Genomic DNA, 15,920 nt, shown 5'->3' with positions numbered 1-15,920 from the left:
TCCGGCGGGTGAGCTAACTCACCCCCACGCTCGATCTCACACCTCTTGCGGAGCCGGCACAAGACTTCCTCGGGCGGGTCGGCGACCGGGGCGTACCGTCCCGGGGTGCCGGCCGTTATCGTGGGACCGCCATGGCGAAGATCTTCCAAGTGTCGGCCCGCGCGGGGATGACCCGCGTCGTCGAGCCGATCGCGCGCCGCCTGCTCCGCGCGGGCGTGACCCCGAACGCCGTCACCGTGACCGGCACCCTCGGGGTGCTCGTCGGTGCGCTCGGCCTCGGCGCCCGCGGCCATCTCGTCGCCGGCGCGCTGGTCGTGACGTTCTTCGCGCTCACCGACCTGCTCGACGGCACGATGGCCCGGATGAGCGGGGGCTCGACGCGGTTCGGCGCGTTCCTCGACTCGAGCATGGACCGGGTCGCCGACAGCGCCGTCTTCGGCGCGGTGGCCTACTGGCTGGCCACCGAGGGCGACCACGCCGGCGTCGCCGCCGCGCTGCTCTGCCTGGCCGCCGGGGGCCTCGTCTCCTACGTCAAGGCCCGCGCCGAGGGCCTCGGCATGACCTGCAACGTCGGCATCGCCGAGCGCACCGAGCGGCTGCTCATCGTCGGCGTCGGCGGCCTGCTCACCGGCGTCGGCGTCCCGTACGCCCTCCAGGTCGCCCTCTGGTTGCTGGCCGCCGTCTCGATCTTCACCGTGGGTCAGCGGATGGCCCACGTCTACCGGCAGGCCCAGGCGAGCACGCCGAGCGGGTCCCGGGGGTGAACCTCACCGAGCTGGGCTACGTCGCCGGCTGGCGCCTGGCCCGCGCGCTGCCCCGGCCCGTCGTGGCCGCGGCCTTCCGGGCGGGCGCCGACCGCGCCCACCGCGCCGGCGGCGGGGGTACGGCCCGGCTGCGCGCCAACCTGCGCCGGGTCGTCGGCCCCGAGCTGCCCGAGGCGGAGCTGGACGACCTGGTCCGTCGCGGCCTGCGCTCCTACGCCCGCTACTGGATGGAGGCGTTCCGGCTGCCGGCGCTGAGCCGCGCGCAGCTCCTCACCGGGTTCCGGCTCGCCCCCGACGGCGTCGACCGGCTCGCCGCCGACGTGGCCGCCGGCCGGGGCGCGGTGGTGGCGCTGCCGCACGCCGGCAACTGGGACGCCGCCGGGGCCTGGGTGGCCGCCACCGGCTGGCCGATCACCACGGTCGCCGAGCGGCTCAAGCCCGAGGGCGTCTACCAGCGCTTCCTCGCCTTCCGCCGGGGCCTCGGCATGGAGATCCTGCCCACCCACGGCGGGGACCGCCCCGCCTTCGACGTGCTGGTCGACCGGCTGCGCAGCGGCGCGGTGGTGCCGCTGCTGGCCGACCGGGACCTCTCGGCCCGGGGGATCGAGGTCGACTTCTTCGGCGCGCGCACCCGGATGCCCGCCGGCCCGGCGCTGCTGGCCATCCGCACCGGTGCCCCGCTCTACGTCGCCTCGATGTGGTACGAGCCGGACGCCGCGTGCGCCTCGATCGCCGGCCCGCTGCCCCTGCCCGACGCCGACAGCGGGCCGCTGGACCAGCGGGTCCGGGTGCTGACCCAGCACATTGCCGACGGTCTGTCGGCGGGCATCGCCCGGCATCCGGAAGACTGGCACATGTTGCAGCGGATGTGGCTGGACCAGCGCGGCACCGGCGACGGGTCCCGGCCCGCCGCCGGCCCGCCGGCCGCCACCGGGACGGCCTGAGGCGAAGGGGCGCGGAATGCGGATCGGCATCGTGTGCCCATACTCCTTCGACGTGCCCGGCGGGGTGCAGAACCACGTGATGGACCTGGCGGAGGCGCTGCTCGGGCTCGGGCACGAGGTGAGCGTCCTCGCGCCCGCCGACGAGGACTCCCCGCTGCCGCCGTACGTGGTGCCGGCGGGCCGGGCCGTGCCGCTGCCGTACAACGGGTCGGTGGCCCGGATCGCGTTCGGCCCGGTCTCCTCCGCCCGCGTCCGGCGCTGGATCGCCCGGGGCGACTTCGACGTGCTGCACGTGCACGAGCCGCTGACCCTGAGCCTGTCGATGCTGGCCGTCCTGTCGGCCAAGGGGCCGGTGGTGGCCACCTTCCACACCGCGATGACCCGCTCCCGGGTGCTCGCCGCCGCCCAGGGCGTGCTCCAGATCGTGCTGGAGCGGATCACCGCCCGCATCGCGGTCAGCGCGCTGGCCCGCAAGGTCCAGGTCGAGCACATGGACGGCGGCGCGGTGGAGATCCCCAACGGCGTCACCGTCGCCAAGTTCAGCCACGCGGCCCCGCTGCCCGGCTGGCCCGGGGGGTGCGGGCCCGGCGAGGGCGGCACGCTGGGCTTCCTCGGCCGGTTCACCGAGGCCCGCAAGGGCTTCCCGATCCTGCGCGACGCGTTCGTCGAGCTGGCCGCCGTCCGGCCCGGGCTGCGGCTGCTGGTCGCCGGGCCGGGCGACCCGGACGACCTGTTCGACCGGTTTCCCGCCCCGCTGCGCGACCAGGTCATGTTCCTCGGCCTGGTCTCCGAGGCCGACAAGGCGCGGATGCTGCGCAGCGTCCACCTCTACGTGGCCCCGAACACCGGCGGCGAGTCGTTCGGGATGATCCTCACCGAGGCCCTGGCCGCCGGCACGACCGTCGTCGCCAGCGACCTCGACGCGTTCCGCCGGGTCCTCGACGGCGGCCGGGCCGGGCAGCTCTTCCCCACCGGCGACGCCGGGGCGCTGCGGGCGGCCCTCACGGGCCTGCTCGACGATCCGGCGCGGCGGGCCGAGCTGACCGCCTGCGGCGATCAGGTGGTGGCGCACTTCGACTGGCCCGTGGTCGCCCGCCGGGTCCTGGAGGTCTACGCGGCGGCGATCGAGGCGACCGACGGGCGGGTCATCGACCAGGAATGGGCGGGGCCCGGCTGAGTGGTGTGACCGGGGTGGCTTCCGTGACGGGAGTGACGCCGGCCGCGTCGGCCGCACCCCGGACGAGGCGAACGGAGCAGCACTACGATGCCGGGCATGTGGTGGGTGGTGGGCGCGAGCCTGGTCGTCGGGCTCGTCGCGGCGTACCTGATCTGGACCGCCGGCCGGGTCGAGCGGCTGCGCGTCCGCGCGGAGTCCGCCGCCCGGGCCCTCGACGCGCACCTGCTGCGGCGCGCGGCGGCGGCGGCCGTGCTGGCCGAGCGGCGCTACGGCGTCGAGCTGTACGCGGCGGCCCGGATCGCGCTCGACGCCGAGCCGCAGGAGCGGGAGGCCGCCGAGAACGACCTCACCCGGCAGTTGCGGGCGGTGCGGCTGGACCCGGCCGACCCGGACTGCGAGGCGGTGATCGCCGCGAGCCGGCGGCTCGCGCTGGCCCGCCAGGTGCACACCGACCTGGTCCGCGACGCCCGCTCGGCGCGCGGCCGCCCCCTGGTGCGGCTGTTGCGGATGGGGCGGCGGCACCCCTGGCCGCGCTACTTCGACATCGACGACCCGACCCTGGAGCTCCCGGCCGACGTGCCCGCCTGAGCCGCGCCGGCCGGGTGACGACGGCCACAGGGCAGGCCACCGTGGGTCTGATTGGCTGTCGGAGCGGCGTTGCACCCGACGTAGCATTCAGCTAGCCGTCACCCCCCGAGCACGCCGAGGAGCGATGACCCGTGCCCGAAACCACCTCCCCGAACGCCAGCGCCACCCCCGTCGTCGGGACCGCCCGCGTCAAGCGTGGCATGGCCGAGATGCTCAAGGGCGGCGTGATCATGGATGTGGTCACCCCCGAGCAGGCCAAGATCGCTGAGGACGCCGGCGCCGTCGCGGTGATGGCCCTGGAGCGGGTCCCCGCCGACATCCGCGCCCAGGGCGGGGTGTCCCGGATGAGCGACCCCGACATGATCGACGGCATCATCGACGCCGTGTCGATCCCGGTCATGGCCAAGGCCCGCATCGGCCACTTCGTCGAGGCCCAGGTCCTCCAGGCCCTCGGCGTGGACTACGTCGACGAGTCCGAGGTGCTGACCCCCGCCGACTACGCCAACCACATCGACAAGTGGGCGTTCACCGTCCCCTTCGTGTGCGGGGCGACCAACCTGGGCGAGGCGCTGCGCCGGATCACCGAGGGCGCGGCCATGATCCGCTCCAAGGGCGAGGCCGGCACCGGCGACGTCTCCAACGCCACCATGCACATGCGCAGGATCCGCCAGGAGATCGCCCGGCTCAGCTCCCTGCCGGCCGACGAGCTGTTCGTCGCGGCCAAGGAGCTCCAGGCGCCGTACGAGCTGGTCCGGGAGGTCGCCGAGACCGGCAAGCTCCCGGTGGTGCTGTTCACCGCCGGGGGCATCGCCACCCCGGCCGACGCGGCGATGATGATGCAGCTCGGCGCGGAGGGCGTCTTCGTCGGCTCCGGCATCTTCAAGTCCGGCAACCCGGCGCAGCGCGCCGCCGCGATCGTGAAGGCCACCACCTTCCACGACGACCCGGACGTGCTGGCCAAGGTCTCCCGGGGCCTCGGCGAGGCGATGGTCGGCATCAACGTCGACGAGATCCCGCAGCCGCACCGCCTGGCCGAACGCGGCTGGTGACGGTGCAAGGAGGGGCCCCCTGTTAACGCATTCTGCATAGGAAGGGCCCCTTCCTCACCAACCGGCCAAGGAGAGGAGCGAACGTGACGGCAGCACCCGCCATCGGTGTGCTCGCGCTCCAGGGCGACGTCCGGGAGCACGTGGCGGCCCTGACCGGCGCGGGCGCGCACGCCCGCCCCGTACGCCGGCCGCGGGAGCTGGACGCGGTCGACGGCCTGGTCATCCCGGGCGGCGAGTCCACCACGATCAGCAAACTCGCCGACATCTTCGACATGCGCGAGCCGATCGACAAGCGGATCGCCGCCGGCATGCCGGTCTACGGCTCCTGCGCCGGCATGATCATGCTGGCCACCGAGGTGCTCGACGGCCGCCCCGACCAGCGGGGCTTCGCCGGCATCGAGATGACGGTCCGGCGCAACGCGTTCGGCCGGCAGGTCGACTCGTTCGAGGCCCCGGTGGCGATCGCCGGGGTCGCGGGGGAGCCGTTCCACGCGGTGTTCATCCGGGCGCCCTGGGTCGAGCGCGTCGGCGTCGGGGTCGACGTGCTCGGCGAGGTGACCGAGGGTCCGGCCGCCGGGCGGATCGTCGCGGTCCGGCAGGGCAACCTGCTGGCCACCTCCTTCCACCCCGAGCTGACCGGCGACCTGCGACTGCACCGCTACTTCGTGGACCTGGTGCGCGCCGCCTGAGCCGTGGCCGAGGGCCCGCCCGGACATCCGGGCGGGCCCTCGGCGCGTCCGCAGCCGGGCGTGCCGGTGCCGGGTGTGACACCGCCGCGTGCCACCTCGGTAGGATTGCCGCGGTTCGGCAGGGCTCCGCGCCCGCCGCGGCCATCCACGCAGAGCCGACCGGCCCGTCGTACGCCGGTGGAGAAGTGGAGTTGGCGCGGGCAGTCGACGCCGGCGTGATCAACAGACGGAGGTAGCAGATGTCCGGCCACTCAAAGTGGGCGACCACCAAGCACAAGAAGGCCGTGATCGACGCCAAGCGCGGCAAGATGTTCGCCAAGCTGATCAAGAACGTCGAGGTCGCGGCCCGCACCGGCGGCGGCGACCCGGCCGGCAACCCGACGCTCTACGACGCCATCCAGAAGGCGAAGAAGAACTCCGTACCGAACGACAACATCGACCGGGCGGTCAAGCGCGGCTCCGGCCTGGAGGCCGGCGGCGCCGACTGGCAGACGATCATGTACGAGGGGTACGGCCCGAACGGCGTCGCGATGCTCATCGAGTGCCTCACCGACAACCGCAACCGGGCGGCGACCGAGGTGCGCACCGCGCTGACCCGCAACGGCGGTTCGCTCGCCGACGCCGGCTCGGTGTCGTACATGTTCTCCCGCAAGGGCGTGGTGATCGTCCCCAAGGCCGGCACCAGCGAGGACGACGTGATGCTGGCCGTCCTCGACGCGGGCGCGGAGGAGGTCAACGACCTCGGCGAGGCGTACGAGGTGGTCTCCGAGCCGGGCGACCTGATCGCGGTCCGCACCGCCCTGGAGGACGCCGGCATCGAGTACGAGTCGGCCGAGTCGTCCCTCGTCCCCAGCGTCAACGTGCAGCTGGACGAGGACGGCGCGCGCAAGGTCTTCAAGCTGATCGACGTCCTGGAGGACTGCGACGACGTGCAGAACGTCTACGCGAACTTCGACGTCTCCGACGAGGTCATGGCGGCGGTCGGCTGACCCTTCGCGCCCGGGTGGCGCGCCGCCCGGGCCGGCCCGCAGGTGGCGGACCGGCCCGGGCGCGGGGCCTCAGGCGGCCCGGCGGCGGGCCTGCCCGGCGATGGCCACCGTGTTGCGCACCAGCGACGCCACCACCGCGACCAGGGCGATCGTGTAGACGACGTCGAGGTTGGCGCCGTCGCGCAGCCAGTCGACGCGCTGCACGAACTCGGGGTTGAGCAGCCGGTCGGTGAGGACGAGCCAGGCCACCGGCACCGCGAACGCCAGGTCGAGGGTGACCTTCGTGGCGACCAGCGGCCAGGTCCAGCGGCCGGCCCGGTGCCTGGCCACCTGGAGGGCGATCTCGGCGACCAGCAGGGCGATGAGCGCCGGCAGCCAGAACCGCCACAGCGCGGGGTCGAGCACCGGGATGTGGTCGCCCGCGTCGTCGCGCACCCAGGACCGGAAGTGCTGCCAGGGCAGGAACGCGATCAGGAGCACCAGGGCCGCGATCGACACGGCCGTGTCGGCGAGCGGGGCGGCGCGCCCGGCCGGCCGGTCCTCGGGGAGCTGGTCGACGGTCCACCGGGGCAGGTGGACCGGCAGGCTCAGCCGCTCGACGACCGCGAAGGTGAGCGTGACCCAGAAGGCGACCTGGACGACCACCTCGATGCCGGTGGTGACGCCGACGCCGATGGCCGAGCCCACGCTGCCGCCGTCGACGGCGTCGAGCACGGCCACCAGGGCACCGATGGCGATCGGCACGGTGGCGAGCAGCAGCCGCAGCAGCCGCCGCCAGGCCAGGTAGTAGGTGGGGCCGATGAGCTGGAGGCGATGGTCGGCGTACCGGGCGGCCAGCCGTTCGGGGTTGCCCAGCTCGGTGAGCACCTCGCGTTCGGCGGTCTCGCGGTCCTGGCCGGCGTCGGTGCGGCCGTCGATCATGTCGGCGATGGAGGCCCGCAGTTCGTCGGCGATCTCCGCCCGGCGCGGGGCGGGCACCGCCCGCAGCGTGGCGGCGAGGTAGCGGTCGGTCAGGGAACTCATCGGGCCACTCCTTCGATCAGGCCGGTGAGGGATCTCTGCACGGCGGAGAAGTCGGCGAGCAGCAGGCGCAGCACCGATTCCCCCTCGTCGCTGGTCCGGTAGAACTTCCGGGGCCGGCTCTCCTCGGTGTTCCACTCGCTGGTCAGCAGGCCCTGCTCCTCCAGTCGGCGCAGCAGAGGGTAGAGCGTGTTGGCGTCCACGGGGAAGCCGTGGTCGGTGAGCCGCTGGAGCAGGGCGTAGCCGTAGTCGGGTCGGCGCAGCGCGACCAGGCTCGCCACCACCACCGTGCCCCGGCGCAGCTCCTGGAGATGGGTCCGCAGGATGTCGTCGCTTACCACGACTCACACGATAGTGTGTGGCACACAATATTGCTAGCCGCCGGGGCTGCCGCTGCCGTTTTGTCCGTTTAACGCACCATTGGGGCATAGATCTGTTTTCCTCATGTGGCGTACTCCTTCCGAGGGCGGGAGGGCAGATGGACAAGAGGCAGAGCGTGAAACTGGTAAGACGAATGGCATCAGTGGCGACCGTTGCCGTCGCCGGAGCGGGGATGGCGGGGCTCGTCGCCCTGACGACCGGTGGTCCCGCCGTCGCGGCACCTGGTGACGCCAGCGCCCGTGGTGTGGTGGTGGATCTCTCCGCCAGCGTCCTGGGGGTGCCGGTCATCACCGCCAACGCCACCATCGGCAGCGCGACCGCGCCGCCCGGCGGCGGCACCGACACCACCACCGGGCTCGCCGTGACGATCCCCGGTGCGGTGGGGGTCACCGCCAGCGGCACCGTGCTGGAGGTCAGCGCCACCCGTGGGCCGACGGCGTCGTCGGCGAACGCCGACATCGCCGAACTGGCGCTCGGGATCCTGGGCGTTCCGGTCGTCGCCGCCGACCTGATCACCGCCGACGTGAACTGCCCGCAGAGCGGCGCGCTCACCGCCGACACCAACGTCGTCGGGTTGACCCTGTTCGGCGCGCCCGCCGTGCTGGTGCCGAACACCCCCGGGGTGACCGCCAGCGCCGCCGTCGTGGTGCCCGGCCTGACCGAGGCCAGCCTCACCGTCACCCTCACCGCGGTGGAGGAGACCACCGCCGACACCGCCGCCGCGGTCGCGGTGCTGGCCACCGTCCAGTTGACGGGCTCGGTCGACGGCGGCCAGGTCGTCGACATCCCGGTCGGCACCGTCATCCTCGCCGAGGCCAACTGCGAGCGGCCGTTGGCCCCGACGTCGCCGACGGCCACCCCGACGCAGCCGTCGGCGTCGCCCACCGTGACGCCGACGGCGTCGCCCACCCAGCCGACGGCGTCGCCCACCGTGACGCCCACGGCGTCGCCCACCCAGCCGACGCAGTCGCCGACCGCGTCGCCATACCCGACGCGCCACCCGCACCTGCCGGTGACCGGTGACAGCGGAACGGGGCTGTGGTGGACGCTGGGCCTGGGCACCGGGATGGTCACCCTCGGCGCGGGCGCCGTACTGGCCGTCCGTCGCTCTCGTCGGATGACCGGGGCGTCCTGACCGGGGCGTGCTGACCGGCTGTCGCCGCTGAGGCGGCGCGGGGTGGGACCCGGCGAAGGCCGGGTCCCACCCCGCGTCCGGGCGGCCCGATGCGGTCCCGACCCGACCCGTCATCGCGCGGGACCGCGGTCCGGGATCGTGGATGGGCGGTGACCGGCGATCCTGCCGACTGGGACAATCAGCTGGTGCCCAACCTGGACTTCTACGCCGCAGACGCCGACTGGTTGGCGGTCGTCGAGGCCGTCTTCGAGCTGGGCCTGTTCCGTGTCTTCGAGTCCGACTCCGAGCCCGGCTGCGAGCTGCGCGAGTTCCGAGCCGCCGCCGAGGCCGCCGCCGCGCCTCGGGCACGACACCTGGAGTTGTTCGTCGTCGGCTCCGGGCCGGAGCCGACGGTCAGCCGGATCGACCTTCTCGCGGAGGCGCCGGGCGACCCGACGTTCCGGCACTGCTGCGAAGGCTGGGGGCTCGTCCAGCTCCACTACGGCGGGCCGTTCGGCGCGCAGGAGCTGCGCTGGAGCCACACCAACCACAACTCGGAGAAGCGGGCCGCGGCGTGGGCGGCGACCGTGCCCCGACTGGGCGATCCCGCCGCGTGGGACTGGCCGGCGGTCAGCCGCGCCTCAGGCAGGCTGAACCGGGTGATCCGCCGGATGGCCGTGAGCAGGATCGGCGCGCACCCCGTGCTGCCGCACGCCGGCCGGCTCATCGCAGACGCCGGCCTGCGGTACGAGTACGGCACGGGGGCCCACGCGACTCCGTCCCACGGGTAGCCTTCGCGGCTCGTACCCTGAGCTGTCGCCGACAGGCACGGACTGCGCCGCCGCCCGACGTCGGCCGCCGACGCGGAGGGAGGACGATGGGCGGCTGCGCCGCCTGCGGCGACCGGGAGAGCCGCCTGGTCCGCGTCGACCTGTCGGGCGTGCCGCACGGGCAGCCGGGGCACCGGGTCTACCACCGCTGGACCGACCTGTACGCCTGTCCCGGCTGCGACGCCGGCCGGCTGGTCGTCTGGGCAACCTGGGGCCGGTCTTCCGGATGACCGGCCAGCCGCGCGAGGCCCTGCGGGTCATGGAACAGGCGCTGGAGCTGAACCGGCGGATCCGCCGCACCGCCGGCGTCGCCGTCAACCACAACAACCTCGGACTGCCACCAGCCGGGCACCGAGCGGATCGAGAAGCTGCTCGCCGTGCTCCCGACGGTCACCTCGCCCGGCTAGCCGCACCGGGAGGGCCCGGAGCCACCCTGCGGGTCGCGTCCGGCGCGACCGACGGGGACCGGCCGTAGGCAAGGATGGGTCCATGACCGAAAAGTTGACCGTCAGCGTCCTGGGCACGGGCATCATGGGTGCCGCCATGGCCCGCAATCTCGTCCGAGCGGGGCACGCCGTGCGCGTGTGGAACCGGTCTGCGGAGAAGGCGGCGGGGACCGGCGCGACCGTGGCGGACTCGCCGGCCGACGCCGTCCGCGACGCCGACGTGATCATCACGATGCTGTACGACGGCGGCACGGTGCGCGACGTGATCGGGCAGGCCGCGCCGGGGCTGAGGGCGGGCGCGCTCTGGTTGCAGACGACCACCGCGAGCCTGGGCGACGTGGCCGGGCTCGCCGCGACCGCCGCCGAGCACTCGGTGGCCTTCTACGACGCGCCGGTGCTCGGCACCCGGCAGCCGGCCGAGGCCGGCCAGTTGACCGTGCTCGCCGCCGGGCCGCACGCCGGCCGGGAGCGGCTCGCCCCGGTGCTCGACGCGATCGCGGCCCGGGTGGTGTGGCTGGGCGAGGACGGCGCGCGGGGCGACGGCACCCGGTTGAAGCTGGTGGCCAACAGCTGGGTGCTCACGGTGACGCACGGCGCGGCGGAGATGCTCGCGCTGGCCGGGGCGCTCGGCGTCGACCCGGACCGCTTCTTCGAGGTGATCGGGGGCGGCCCGCTCGACATGGGCTACCTGCACGCCAAGGCCGACCTCGTGCGGCAGGGCCGGCTGTCGCCGGCGAGCTTCGCGGTGGAGACCGCCGAGAAGGACGCCCGGCTGATCGTCGCGGCGGGCGAGGACCACGGCGTACGCCTCGACGTGGTGGCCGCCGGCGCGGAGCGGTTCCGGCGCGCGGCGGCGCAGGGGCACGGCGGGAAGGACATGGGGGCGTCCTACTACGCCAGCTTCACCCCGTGACCCGGCAACCGCCCCGCGCGGCGGCACGGACGAGGTCGACGGCGGCGGGGCCGGGTGTGGCGTGCCGTCACAGGTAGTCGGCCGGCCAGTGGAACGCCCCGGGCGCCGCCGTGATCGCGGCGACGTGGTCGGGTGTCGCGTGGACCGGCCGGACCATCCCGGTGGTGTCGGCCTCCGCCGCCGGGGCGGCCAGCAGGAACGGCAGCGCGGCGTCGATCGCCGGGTCGGCGGGCAGCCGGGCCACGCAGTGCCGCACGTCGCGCGCGGCGGCGGCGCGGGCGACGGCGCGGAACAGGGCGGGCAGGGCGTCCGGCCGGTCGGGCAGGGCGGCGGTCTCGACCACCCGGACGCGCCCGGGAGCCCAGTGCGCGGCCAGGTAGCCCGCCACCCGGCCCCGGTGGCGGGCCACCAGCAGTTCGGTGGGCGGGGAATACCAGACCGGCACCCGGAGCCGCCAGTCGTCGGCGTCCCGCACGGTGCTCAGCGGCCGGTCGGCGTTGAACGCCGCGTGCACCGGGGCCAGCTCCGCCCAGTCCACCCCGGGTTCCGCCCGCACCGTCCAGCCCGCCGGTGGGGCCGTGGCCGTGGCCGCCGCCGGCCGCCCGGCCGGGTAGCGCAGGGCGAAGGGCCGGTAGCCGCTGGACGCGTACACGCCGGGCGTGCCGGTGAACAGCAGCGACCAGGCGCAGCCGTCCGCGGCCATCGCCGTGACGGCCAGGTCGAGCAGGCGGCGGACGTGCCCGCGCCCCCGCGCCCGGAGCCGGGTGGCCACGTTGGCGACGCCGCCGACCAGGTCGACACCGCCGGCGGCGTCCCGGATCCGGCGGGGCAGGTAGTAGACGGCGGCGACGACCGTCCCGGCCTGCACCGCCACGAAGGTACGCGGAAGGCGGCCGGGGTCGCCGGACCACAGCCGGACGACGTGCGCGTCGTCGAACGCCTCCGCCCAGGTGGCGTGCAGCGACGGCACGTCCGCCGCGGTGGCCGGACGGTACGCGACCGGGGCGGTCACGCCGGTGCGAGTTCGGTGCGCTGCCGGCCGAGTCCGTCGATCTCCATCTCCATCACGTCGCCGGCGGCGAGGTAGGGGAACCGGCCGGAGAGCGCCACCCCCTGCGGGGTGCCGGTGTTGACCAGGTCGCCGGGTTCGAGCACGGTGAACTGGGAGAGGTGCCAGATCAGGTACGCCACGTCGAAGATCATGTCGGCGGTGCGGGAGTCCTGCCGTGGCGCGCCGTTGACCCACGAGCGCAGCCGCAGCGCCTGCGGGTCGCCCACCTCGTCCGGGGTGACCAGCCAGGGGCCGAGCGGGTTGAAGGTCTCGCACGACTTGCCCGTGGCCCACTGGCCGCCGGGGTCGGCGAACTGGTAGTCCCGCTCGGAGACGTCGTTGGCGACCGCGTATCCGGCCACGTGGTCGAGGGCTTCGGCGGGCGAGTCGAGGTAGCGGGCCGGTTTGCCGATCACCACGGCCAGCTCGACCTCCCAGTCGGTCCGGGTCGAGCCGCGGGGGATCAGCACCCGGTCGTGCGGGCCGACGACGGTGTTGGGTGGTTTGTGGAACAGGATCGGCCGCTCGGGCGGGGCGACGCCGGACTCGGCGGCGTGCGCGGCGTAGTTCTGCCCGATGCAGAGCACCGCGCCGGGCCGGGCGATCGGCGCGCCGACCCGCTCCCCGGTCACGTCGAGACGCGGCAGCGGACCGGCCGCCCGCACCCGCGCCACGGGGTCCCCGGCGAGGAACGCCGCGTCGATGTCGGCGGTGACCCCGCTCAGGTCGAAGTGGTCGGTGCCGTCGAACAGCACCGGCCGTTCGGCGCCGACCGGGCCGATCCGCATGAACTTCATGGTGTCCTCTCCAGATGGTGCGGCGGGCCCCTCGACGGGCCCCGGTGGTGGGGGGTGGCCGCGCCGGTCAGCCGGTCCGGGTGAGCAGCTCGGGCGTGACCGCGTGGGCGAGGGGCCGCCCACTGGCGTACCGGACGATCTCGTCGACGACGATCTCGCCCTGCCGCCGGCGGCCCTGCACGGTGCCGGCGGCCTGGTGCGGGGTGAGCAGCACGTTGGGCAGCCCCCGCAGGGGATGGCCGGTGGGCAGCGGCTCCTCGTCGAAGACGTCCAGGGCGGCGTCGATCCGGCCGCGGGTCAGCTCCGCGACGAGCGCCGCCTCGTCGACCAGCCAGGACCGGGCGGTGTTGACCAGCCCGGCGCCGTCGGGCAGCAGCGCCAGCTCGCGGGCGCCGAGCAGGTGCCGGGTCTCCGGCAGGGTCGGCGCGTGCAGCGCGACGATGCGGCTGCCGGCGAGCAGCTCGTCCAGGCCGACCAGCCGGGCGCCGAGCCGGGCGGCGTCCGCCGGGGTCAGGGTCGGGTCGCAGACGCTGACCTCCGCGCCGAGGGCACGGACCAGTTCCAGGTACGCCCGCCCGGTGCGGGACGCGCCGACGACGCCGACCGGGCAGCCGAGGATCTCGTGCCGGGGCGGCGCCTGCTCCGCCCGGTGCCACCCGGCGCCCGCGTGCAGGGCGTGGTCGAAGCGGGGCGTCTGGTGCAGCAGGGCCAGGGTGAACGTGAGGGCGACCTCGGCCACCGACCGGGCCATGCCCTGCCCGGCCTGGGTGACCGCGACGCCGCGGGCGAACAGCTCGGCGGTCACGAACGGCTTGACCGACGCCCCGGTGTGCGCGACCAGCCGCAGCGCCGGGGCCCGGTCGAGCAGGGCCGCGTCGAGCCGTGGCACACCCCAGGAGGTGACCAGCACCTCGGCCCGGGCCAGCACCGACGCCAGGTCGACGCCGGTGAGCGCCGCGTGGTCGTCGACGAGGGTGGCGTCGGTGGCCGCGGCCAGCCGGTCGCCGACCCGGTCGGGGAAGAACTGGGCCCGCAGCGCGGCGGGCACGCTGACCACGGTGACCGGGCGGCGCGCGCCGGTGGGCGGGGTCACCGCCGGGCCGCCTGCCGGCCCGGCGGCTGCCCGCTGCTCACCGGAGCCAGCCATCGCGGTGCTCCGCGACGAAGTCGTCGTCGGTCAGCCACGGGTAGGCGGCGCTCACCCGGGTCAGCTCCTCCGCCTGGCCGGGCGACAGCCCCTCGGCCGGGTCGAGGCACCACACCCCGTCGAGCAGCCCCTGCCGGCGCAGCACCTCGTGCACCCCGGCGATGCAGCCGTGGAAGCCGTTGGCGGCGTCGAACACCGCCGCGTTCGCGTCGGTGACCGCCGCGCTCCGGCGGGTCAGCTCCGCCAGCGCCGCCGCGTCGCCGTCCCGGGCCGCGCGGGCCCGCGCGAACAGCCCGACGGCGGCGCGGGTCCACACCGCCCACTGGCCGAGCAGCCCGCCGGCGAACCGGCGGCCGGCGAACTCGCCGAGCAGGTCACCGACGATGTGGTCGTCGTTGCCGGTGTAGAGGGCCACCTCCGCGCCCCGGTCGGCGGCGGCGATCCCGCGTACCGCCTCCAGGGTGCGGTACCGGTCGAACGGGGCCAGCTTCACCGCGACGACCGACGGCAGGTCGGCGAACGCGCGCCAGAAGGCCGGGGACAGACGCGGCCCGCCGATGGCCGGCTGGAGGTAGAAGCCGACGACCGGCAGCACCTCGCCGACCGCCCGGGCGCGCCGGAGCAGGTACGCCTCGTCGGCCCCCGGCACGACGGGGGACAGCAGCACGGCGTGGTAGCCGAGGCCGGCGGCGAGTTCGGCCTCGGCGACGGCCTGGGCGGTGTCACCGCACGCCCCGGCGACCTTCACCACGGGCCGCCCGGCCTCGGCGTCGACGGTCTCGGCGGCCAGGGCGAGCACCGGCCGCAGCAGGCCGGCCTGCCGGATCGTGAACTGGGTGGTGTGCACGCCGACGGCGAGGCCACCGGCCCCGGCGGCCAGGTAGTAGCGGGTCAGCGCGCGCTGCCGCCGCTCGTCGAGGCGGCGGTCGGCGGTCAGCGCGAGCGGGTGCGCGGGGATGACGGTCCCCGCGCGCAGCAGGTCCAGGGACACGGTCAGAACCTCCCGTCGCGGACGGCGAACCTGGTGGGCTTGCCCGAGGTGGGCAGGCCGGCGGCCAGCCAGTCGGCCTGCCAGTCGATCAGGGTGCCCAGCGCGACGTCCGGGTAGCCGAACAGCGCGTGGCAGCGAGTGGCGTCGTTGAGCAGTGCGGTCGACGCCTCCTCGCCGGTGTAGCCGACCGGCCGGCCGAGGCGCTCGCCCATCCGGGCGGCGATCCGGCGCACCGGGGCGGTCTCCGGGCCGGTCAGGTTCAGGGTGAACACGTCGGTGCTGGCGTGCCCGAGCGCGCGCAGCGCCACCTCGTTGGCGTAGCCCTGCCAGACCACGTTGACGTGGCCGGTGGTGACGTCGACCGGCTCCCCGGCGAGCACCGCGTGGCCGATGTCGGCGAGCACCCCGTAGCGCAGGTCGACCGCGTAGTTGAGCCGCAGCACCGCGACCGGGGTGTCCCGCGTGGCGGCGGCGTGCGCGAACACCTGCTCGCGGCCGAGGCAGCTCATCGCGTAGTCGCCGAGCGGCCCGGTCGGGTCGGTCTCCACGCAGCCGCCGGTGCCCACCGGCACCATCGGGTAGACGTTGCCGGTGGAGAAGGCGGCGATCCGGGCCGCCGGGTAACGCCGGGCCACCGCCGCGGGCAGCACCGCGTTGACCACCCAGGCCAGGTAGGGGGCGCTGGCGGTGCCGAACTTCGCGCCCACCATGAACACCACGTCGGCGGCGTCGGGCAGCCCGGCCAGGTCGCCGTCGCCGAGCAGGTCGAACGCGACCGGCTCCACCCCGTCGGCGGCCAGCGCGGCGGCGGTCGCCCGGTCCGACCAGCGCGACACGGCGTACACCCGGTCGCCGGTGCGGCCGGCGGCGTCGAGCCCCCGGCGGGCCAGCCGGCACAGCGACGGACCCATCTTGCCCCCGGCGCCGAGGACCACCAGGTCGCCGGCGCCGCCGGCCAGGTCGGCGACGAGCGCCGCCGAGGGCCGGGCGAGCCGCTCCTCCAACTCGGACTGACTAGTGAACACTGCAC

The 15,920-nt window shown here is 75.1% G+C and carries 18 protein-coding genes; 11 read left to right on the top strand and 7 right to left on the bottom strand.

What is annotated here, in order from left to right:
- Window positions 1-131 precede the first annotated feature (131 nt).
- The 7 genes from pgsA to HDA31_RS18120 all read left to right on the top strand — a co-directional run bounded on the left by pgsA (window position 132) and on the right by HDA31_RS18120 (window position 6,200).
- Complete coding sequence (gene pgsA, locus HDA31_RS18150) at window positions 132-764, top strand: phosphatidylinositol phosphate synthase (protein WP_074475966.1); 633 nt, start codon at window positions 132-134, stop codon at window positions 762-764.
- The gene (locus tag HDA31_RS18145) at window positions 761-1,708 is read left to right on the top strand and encodes a phosphatidylinositol mannoside acyltransferase (RefSeq protein ID WP_074475967.1); all 948 of its coding nucleotides are present in this window, start codon (window positions 761-763) and stop codon (window positions 1,706-1,708) included. Before pgsA ends, HDA31_RS18145 begins: the two co-directional genes overlap by 4 nt.
- Before the next feature lie 16 nt (window positions 1,709-1,724).
- Window positions 1,725-2,885, top strand: a complete 1,161-nt coding sequence (locus HDA31_RS18140) for a glycosyltransferase family 4 protein (protein WP_178064269.1) — start codon at window positions 1,725-1,727, stop codon at window positions 2,883-2,885.
- Window positions 2,886-2,972: 87 nt separating this feature from the next.
- The gene (locus HDA31_RS18135) at window positions 2,973-3,473 is read left to right on the top strand and encodes a hypothetical protein (protein ID WP_074475969.1); all 501 of its coding nucleotides are present in this window, start codon (window positions 2,973-2,975) and stop codon (window positions 3,471-3,473) included.
- Between the two features lie 131 nt (window positions 3,474-3,604).
- The gene (gene pdxS, locus HDA31_RS18130) at window positions 3,605-4,522 is read left to right on the top strand and encodes a pyridoxal 5'-phosphate synthase lyase subunit PdxS (RefSeq protein ID WP_043962916.1); all 918 of its coding nucleotides are present in this window, start codon (window positions 3,605-3,607) and stop codon (window positions 4,520-4,522) included.
- Between the two features lie 83 nt (window positions 4,523-4,605).
- Window positions 4,606-5,211: a pyridoxal 5'-phosphate synthase glutaminase subunit PdxT gene (gene pdxT / locus HDA31_RS18125; protein ID WP_178064270.1), complete on the top strand. Its 606-nt coding sequence runs from the start codon at window positions 4,606-4,608 to the stop codon at window positions 5,209-5,211.
- Window positions 5,212-5,450: 239 nt separating this feature from the next.
- A complete protein-coding gene (locus HDA31_RS18120) occupies window positions 5,451-6,200 on the top strand; it encodes a YebC/PmpR family DNA-binding transcriptional regulator (protein WP_178064271.1) in 750 nt (249 codons plus the stop codon).
- 69 nt (window positions 6,201-6,269) lie between these two features.
- Here HDA31_RS18120 and HDA31_RS18115 read toward each other — a convergent pair whose 3' ends face one another.
- The gene (locus HDA31_RS18115; protein WP_074475974.1) at window positions 6,270-7,223 is read right to left on the bottom strand and encodes a permease prefix domain 1-containing protein; all 954 of its coding nucleotides are present in this window, start codon (window positions 7,221-7,223) and stop codon (window positions 6,270-6,272) included.
- Window positions 7,220-7,561, bottom strand: a complete 342-nt coding sequence (locus HDA31_RS18110) for a PadR family transcriptional regulator (RefSeq protein ID WP_074475975.1) — start codon at window positions 7,559-7,561, stop codon at window positions 7,220-7,222. Before HDA31_RS18110 ends, HDA31_RS18115 begins: the two co-directional genes overlap by 4 nt.
- Before the next feature lie 182 nt (window positions 7,562-7,743).
- Between HDA31_RS18110 and HDA31_RS18105 the strand changes: the two genes are divergently transcribed.
- From HDA31_RS18105 to HDA31_RS18090, 4 genes are all read left to right on the top strand, one after another.
- Window positions 7,744-8,736 carry a hypothetical protein gene (locus HDA31_RS18105; protein ID WP_178064272.1) on the top strand — a complete coding sequence of 331 codons (993 nt, stop codon included), beginning with the start codon at window positions 7,744-7,746 and terminating at the stop codon, window positions 8,734-8,736.
- Between the two features lie 149 nt (window positions 8,737-8,885).
- Window positions 8,886-9,506, top strand: coding sequence for a hypothetical protein (locus HDA31_RS18100; protein WP_178064273.1), 621 nt, complete (start codon window positions 8,886-8,888; stop codon window positions 9,504-9,506).
- 86 nt (window positions 9,507-9,592) lie between these two features.
- Window positions 9,593-9,775 carry a hypothetical protein gene (locus HDA31_RS18095; RefSeq protein WP_178064274.1) on the top strand — a complete coding sequence of 61 codons (183 nt, stop codon included), beginning with the start codon at window positions 9,593-9,595 and terminating at the stop codon, window positions 9,773-9,775.
- 259 nt (window positions 9,776-10,034) lie between these two features.
- Entirely contained in the window at window positions 10,035-10,904 is an 870-nt protein-coding gene (locus tag HDA31_RS18090; protein ID WP_178064275.1) for an NAD(P)-dependent oxidoreductase, read from the top strand.
- A gap of 67 nt (window positions 10,905-10,971) precedes the next feature.
- On the opposite strand, the gene HDA31_RS18085 is transcribed toward HDA31_RS18090, so the two are convergent.
- From HDA31_RS18085 to HDA31_RS18065, 5 genes are all read right to left on the bottom strand, one after another.
- Window positions 10,972-11,916 (bottom strand): GNAT family N-acetyltransferase, encoded by a 945-nt coding sequence (locus HDA31_RS18085; protein WP_178064276.1) that lies wholly within the window; start codon window positions 11,914-11,916, stop codon window positions 10,972-10,974.
- A complete protein-coding gene (locus tag HDA31_RS18080; protein WP_425488121.1) occupies window positions 11,913-12,743 on the bottom strand; it encodes a fumarylacetoacetate hydrolase family protein in 831 nt (276 codons plus the stop codon). Before HDA31_RS18080 ends, HDA31_RS18085 begins: the two co-directional genes overlap by 4 nt.
- A 76-nt stretch (window positions 12,744-12,819) precedes the next feature.
- Window positions 12,820-13,899, bottom strand: coding sequence for a hydroxyacid dehydrogenase (locus HDA31_RS18075; protein WP_178064278.1), 1,080 nt, complete (start codon window positions 13,897-13,899; stop codon window positions 12,820-12,822).
- Window positions 13,883-14,890, bottom strand: coding sequence for a dihydrodipicolinate synthase family protein (locus HDA31_RS18070; protein WP_219825024.1), 1,008 nt, complete (start codon window positions 14,888-14,890; stop codon window positions 13,883-13,885). Before HDA31_RS18070 ends, HDA31_RS18075 begins: the two co-directional genes overlap by 17 nt.
- A gap of 2 nt (window positions 14,891-14,892) precedes the next feature.
- Window positions 14,893-15,915, bottom strand: a complete 1,023-nt coding sequence (locus tag HDA31_RS18065) for an NAD-dependent epimerase/dehydratase family protein (protein ID WP_219825025.1) — start codon at window positions 15,913-15,915, stop codon at window positions 14,893-14,895.
- Between the last annotated feature and the right edge of the window lie 5 nt (window positions 15,916-15,920).

Source organism: Micromonospora carbonacea (assembly GCF_014205165.1).
Lineage (GTDB): Bacteria > Actinomycetota > Actinomycetes > Mycobacteriales > Micromonosporaceae > Micromonospora > Micromonospora carbonacea.
Note: the sequence above shows the minus strand (reverse complement) of the source record. Positions and strands in the feature narration are given on the sequence as shown.

Excerpts from the sequence above, each read along its gene's own strand:
- pgsA (WP_074475966.1), top strand. The coding sequence starts at position 132 with ATGGCGAAGATCTTCCAAGTGTCGGCCCGCGCGGGGATGACCCGCGTC.
- HDA31_RS18140 (WP_178064269.1), top strand. The coding sequence starts at position 1,725 with ATGCGGATCGGCATCGTGTGCCCATACTCCTTCGACGTGCCCGGCGGG.
- HDA31_RS18135 (WP_074475969.1), top strand. The coding sequence starts at position 2,973 with ATGCCGGGCATGTGGTGGGTGGTGGGCGCGAGCCTGGTCGTCGGGCTC.
- HDA31_RS18120 (WP_178064271.1), top strand. The coding sequence starts at position 5,451 with ATGTCCGGCCACTCAAAGTGGGCGACCACCAAGCACAAGAAGGCCGTG.
- HDA31_RS18115 (WP_074475974.1), bottom strand. The coding sequence starts at position 7,223 with ATGAGTTCCCTGACCGACCGCTACCTCGCCGCCACGCTGCGGGCGGTG.
- HDA31_RS18095 (WP_178064274.1), top strand. The coding sequence starts at position 9,593 with ATGGGCGGCTGCGCCGCCTGCGGCGACCGGGAGAGCCGCCTGGTCCGC.
- HDA31_RS18090 (WP_178064275.1), top strand. The coding sequence starts at position 10,035 with ATGACCGAAAAGTTGACCGTCAGCGTCCTGGGCACGGGCATCATGGGT.
- HDA31_RS18080 (WP_425488121.1), bottom strand. The coding sequence starts at position 12,743 with ATGCGGATCGGCCCGGTCGGCGCCGAACGGCCGGTGCTGTTCGACGGC.
- HDA31_RS18075 (WP_178064278.1), bottom strand. The coding sequence starts at position 13,899 with ATGGCTGGCTCCGGTGAGCAGCGGGCAGCCGCCGGGCCGGCAGGCGGC.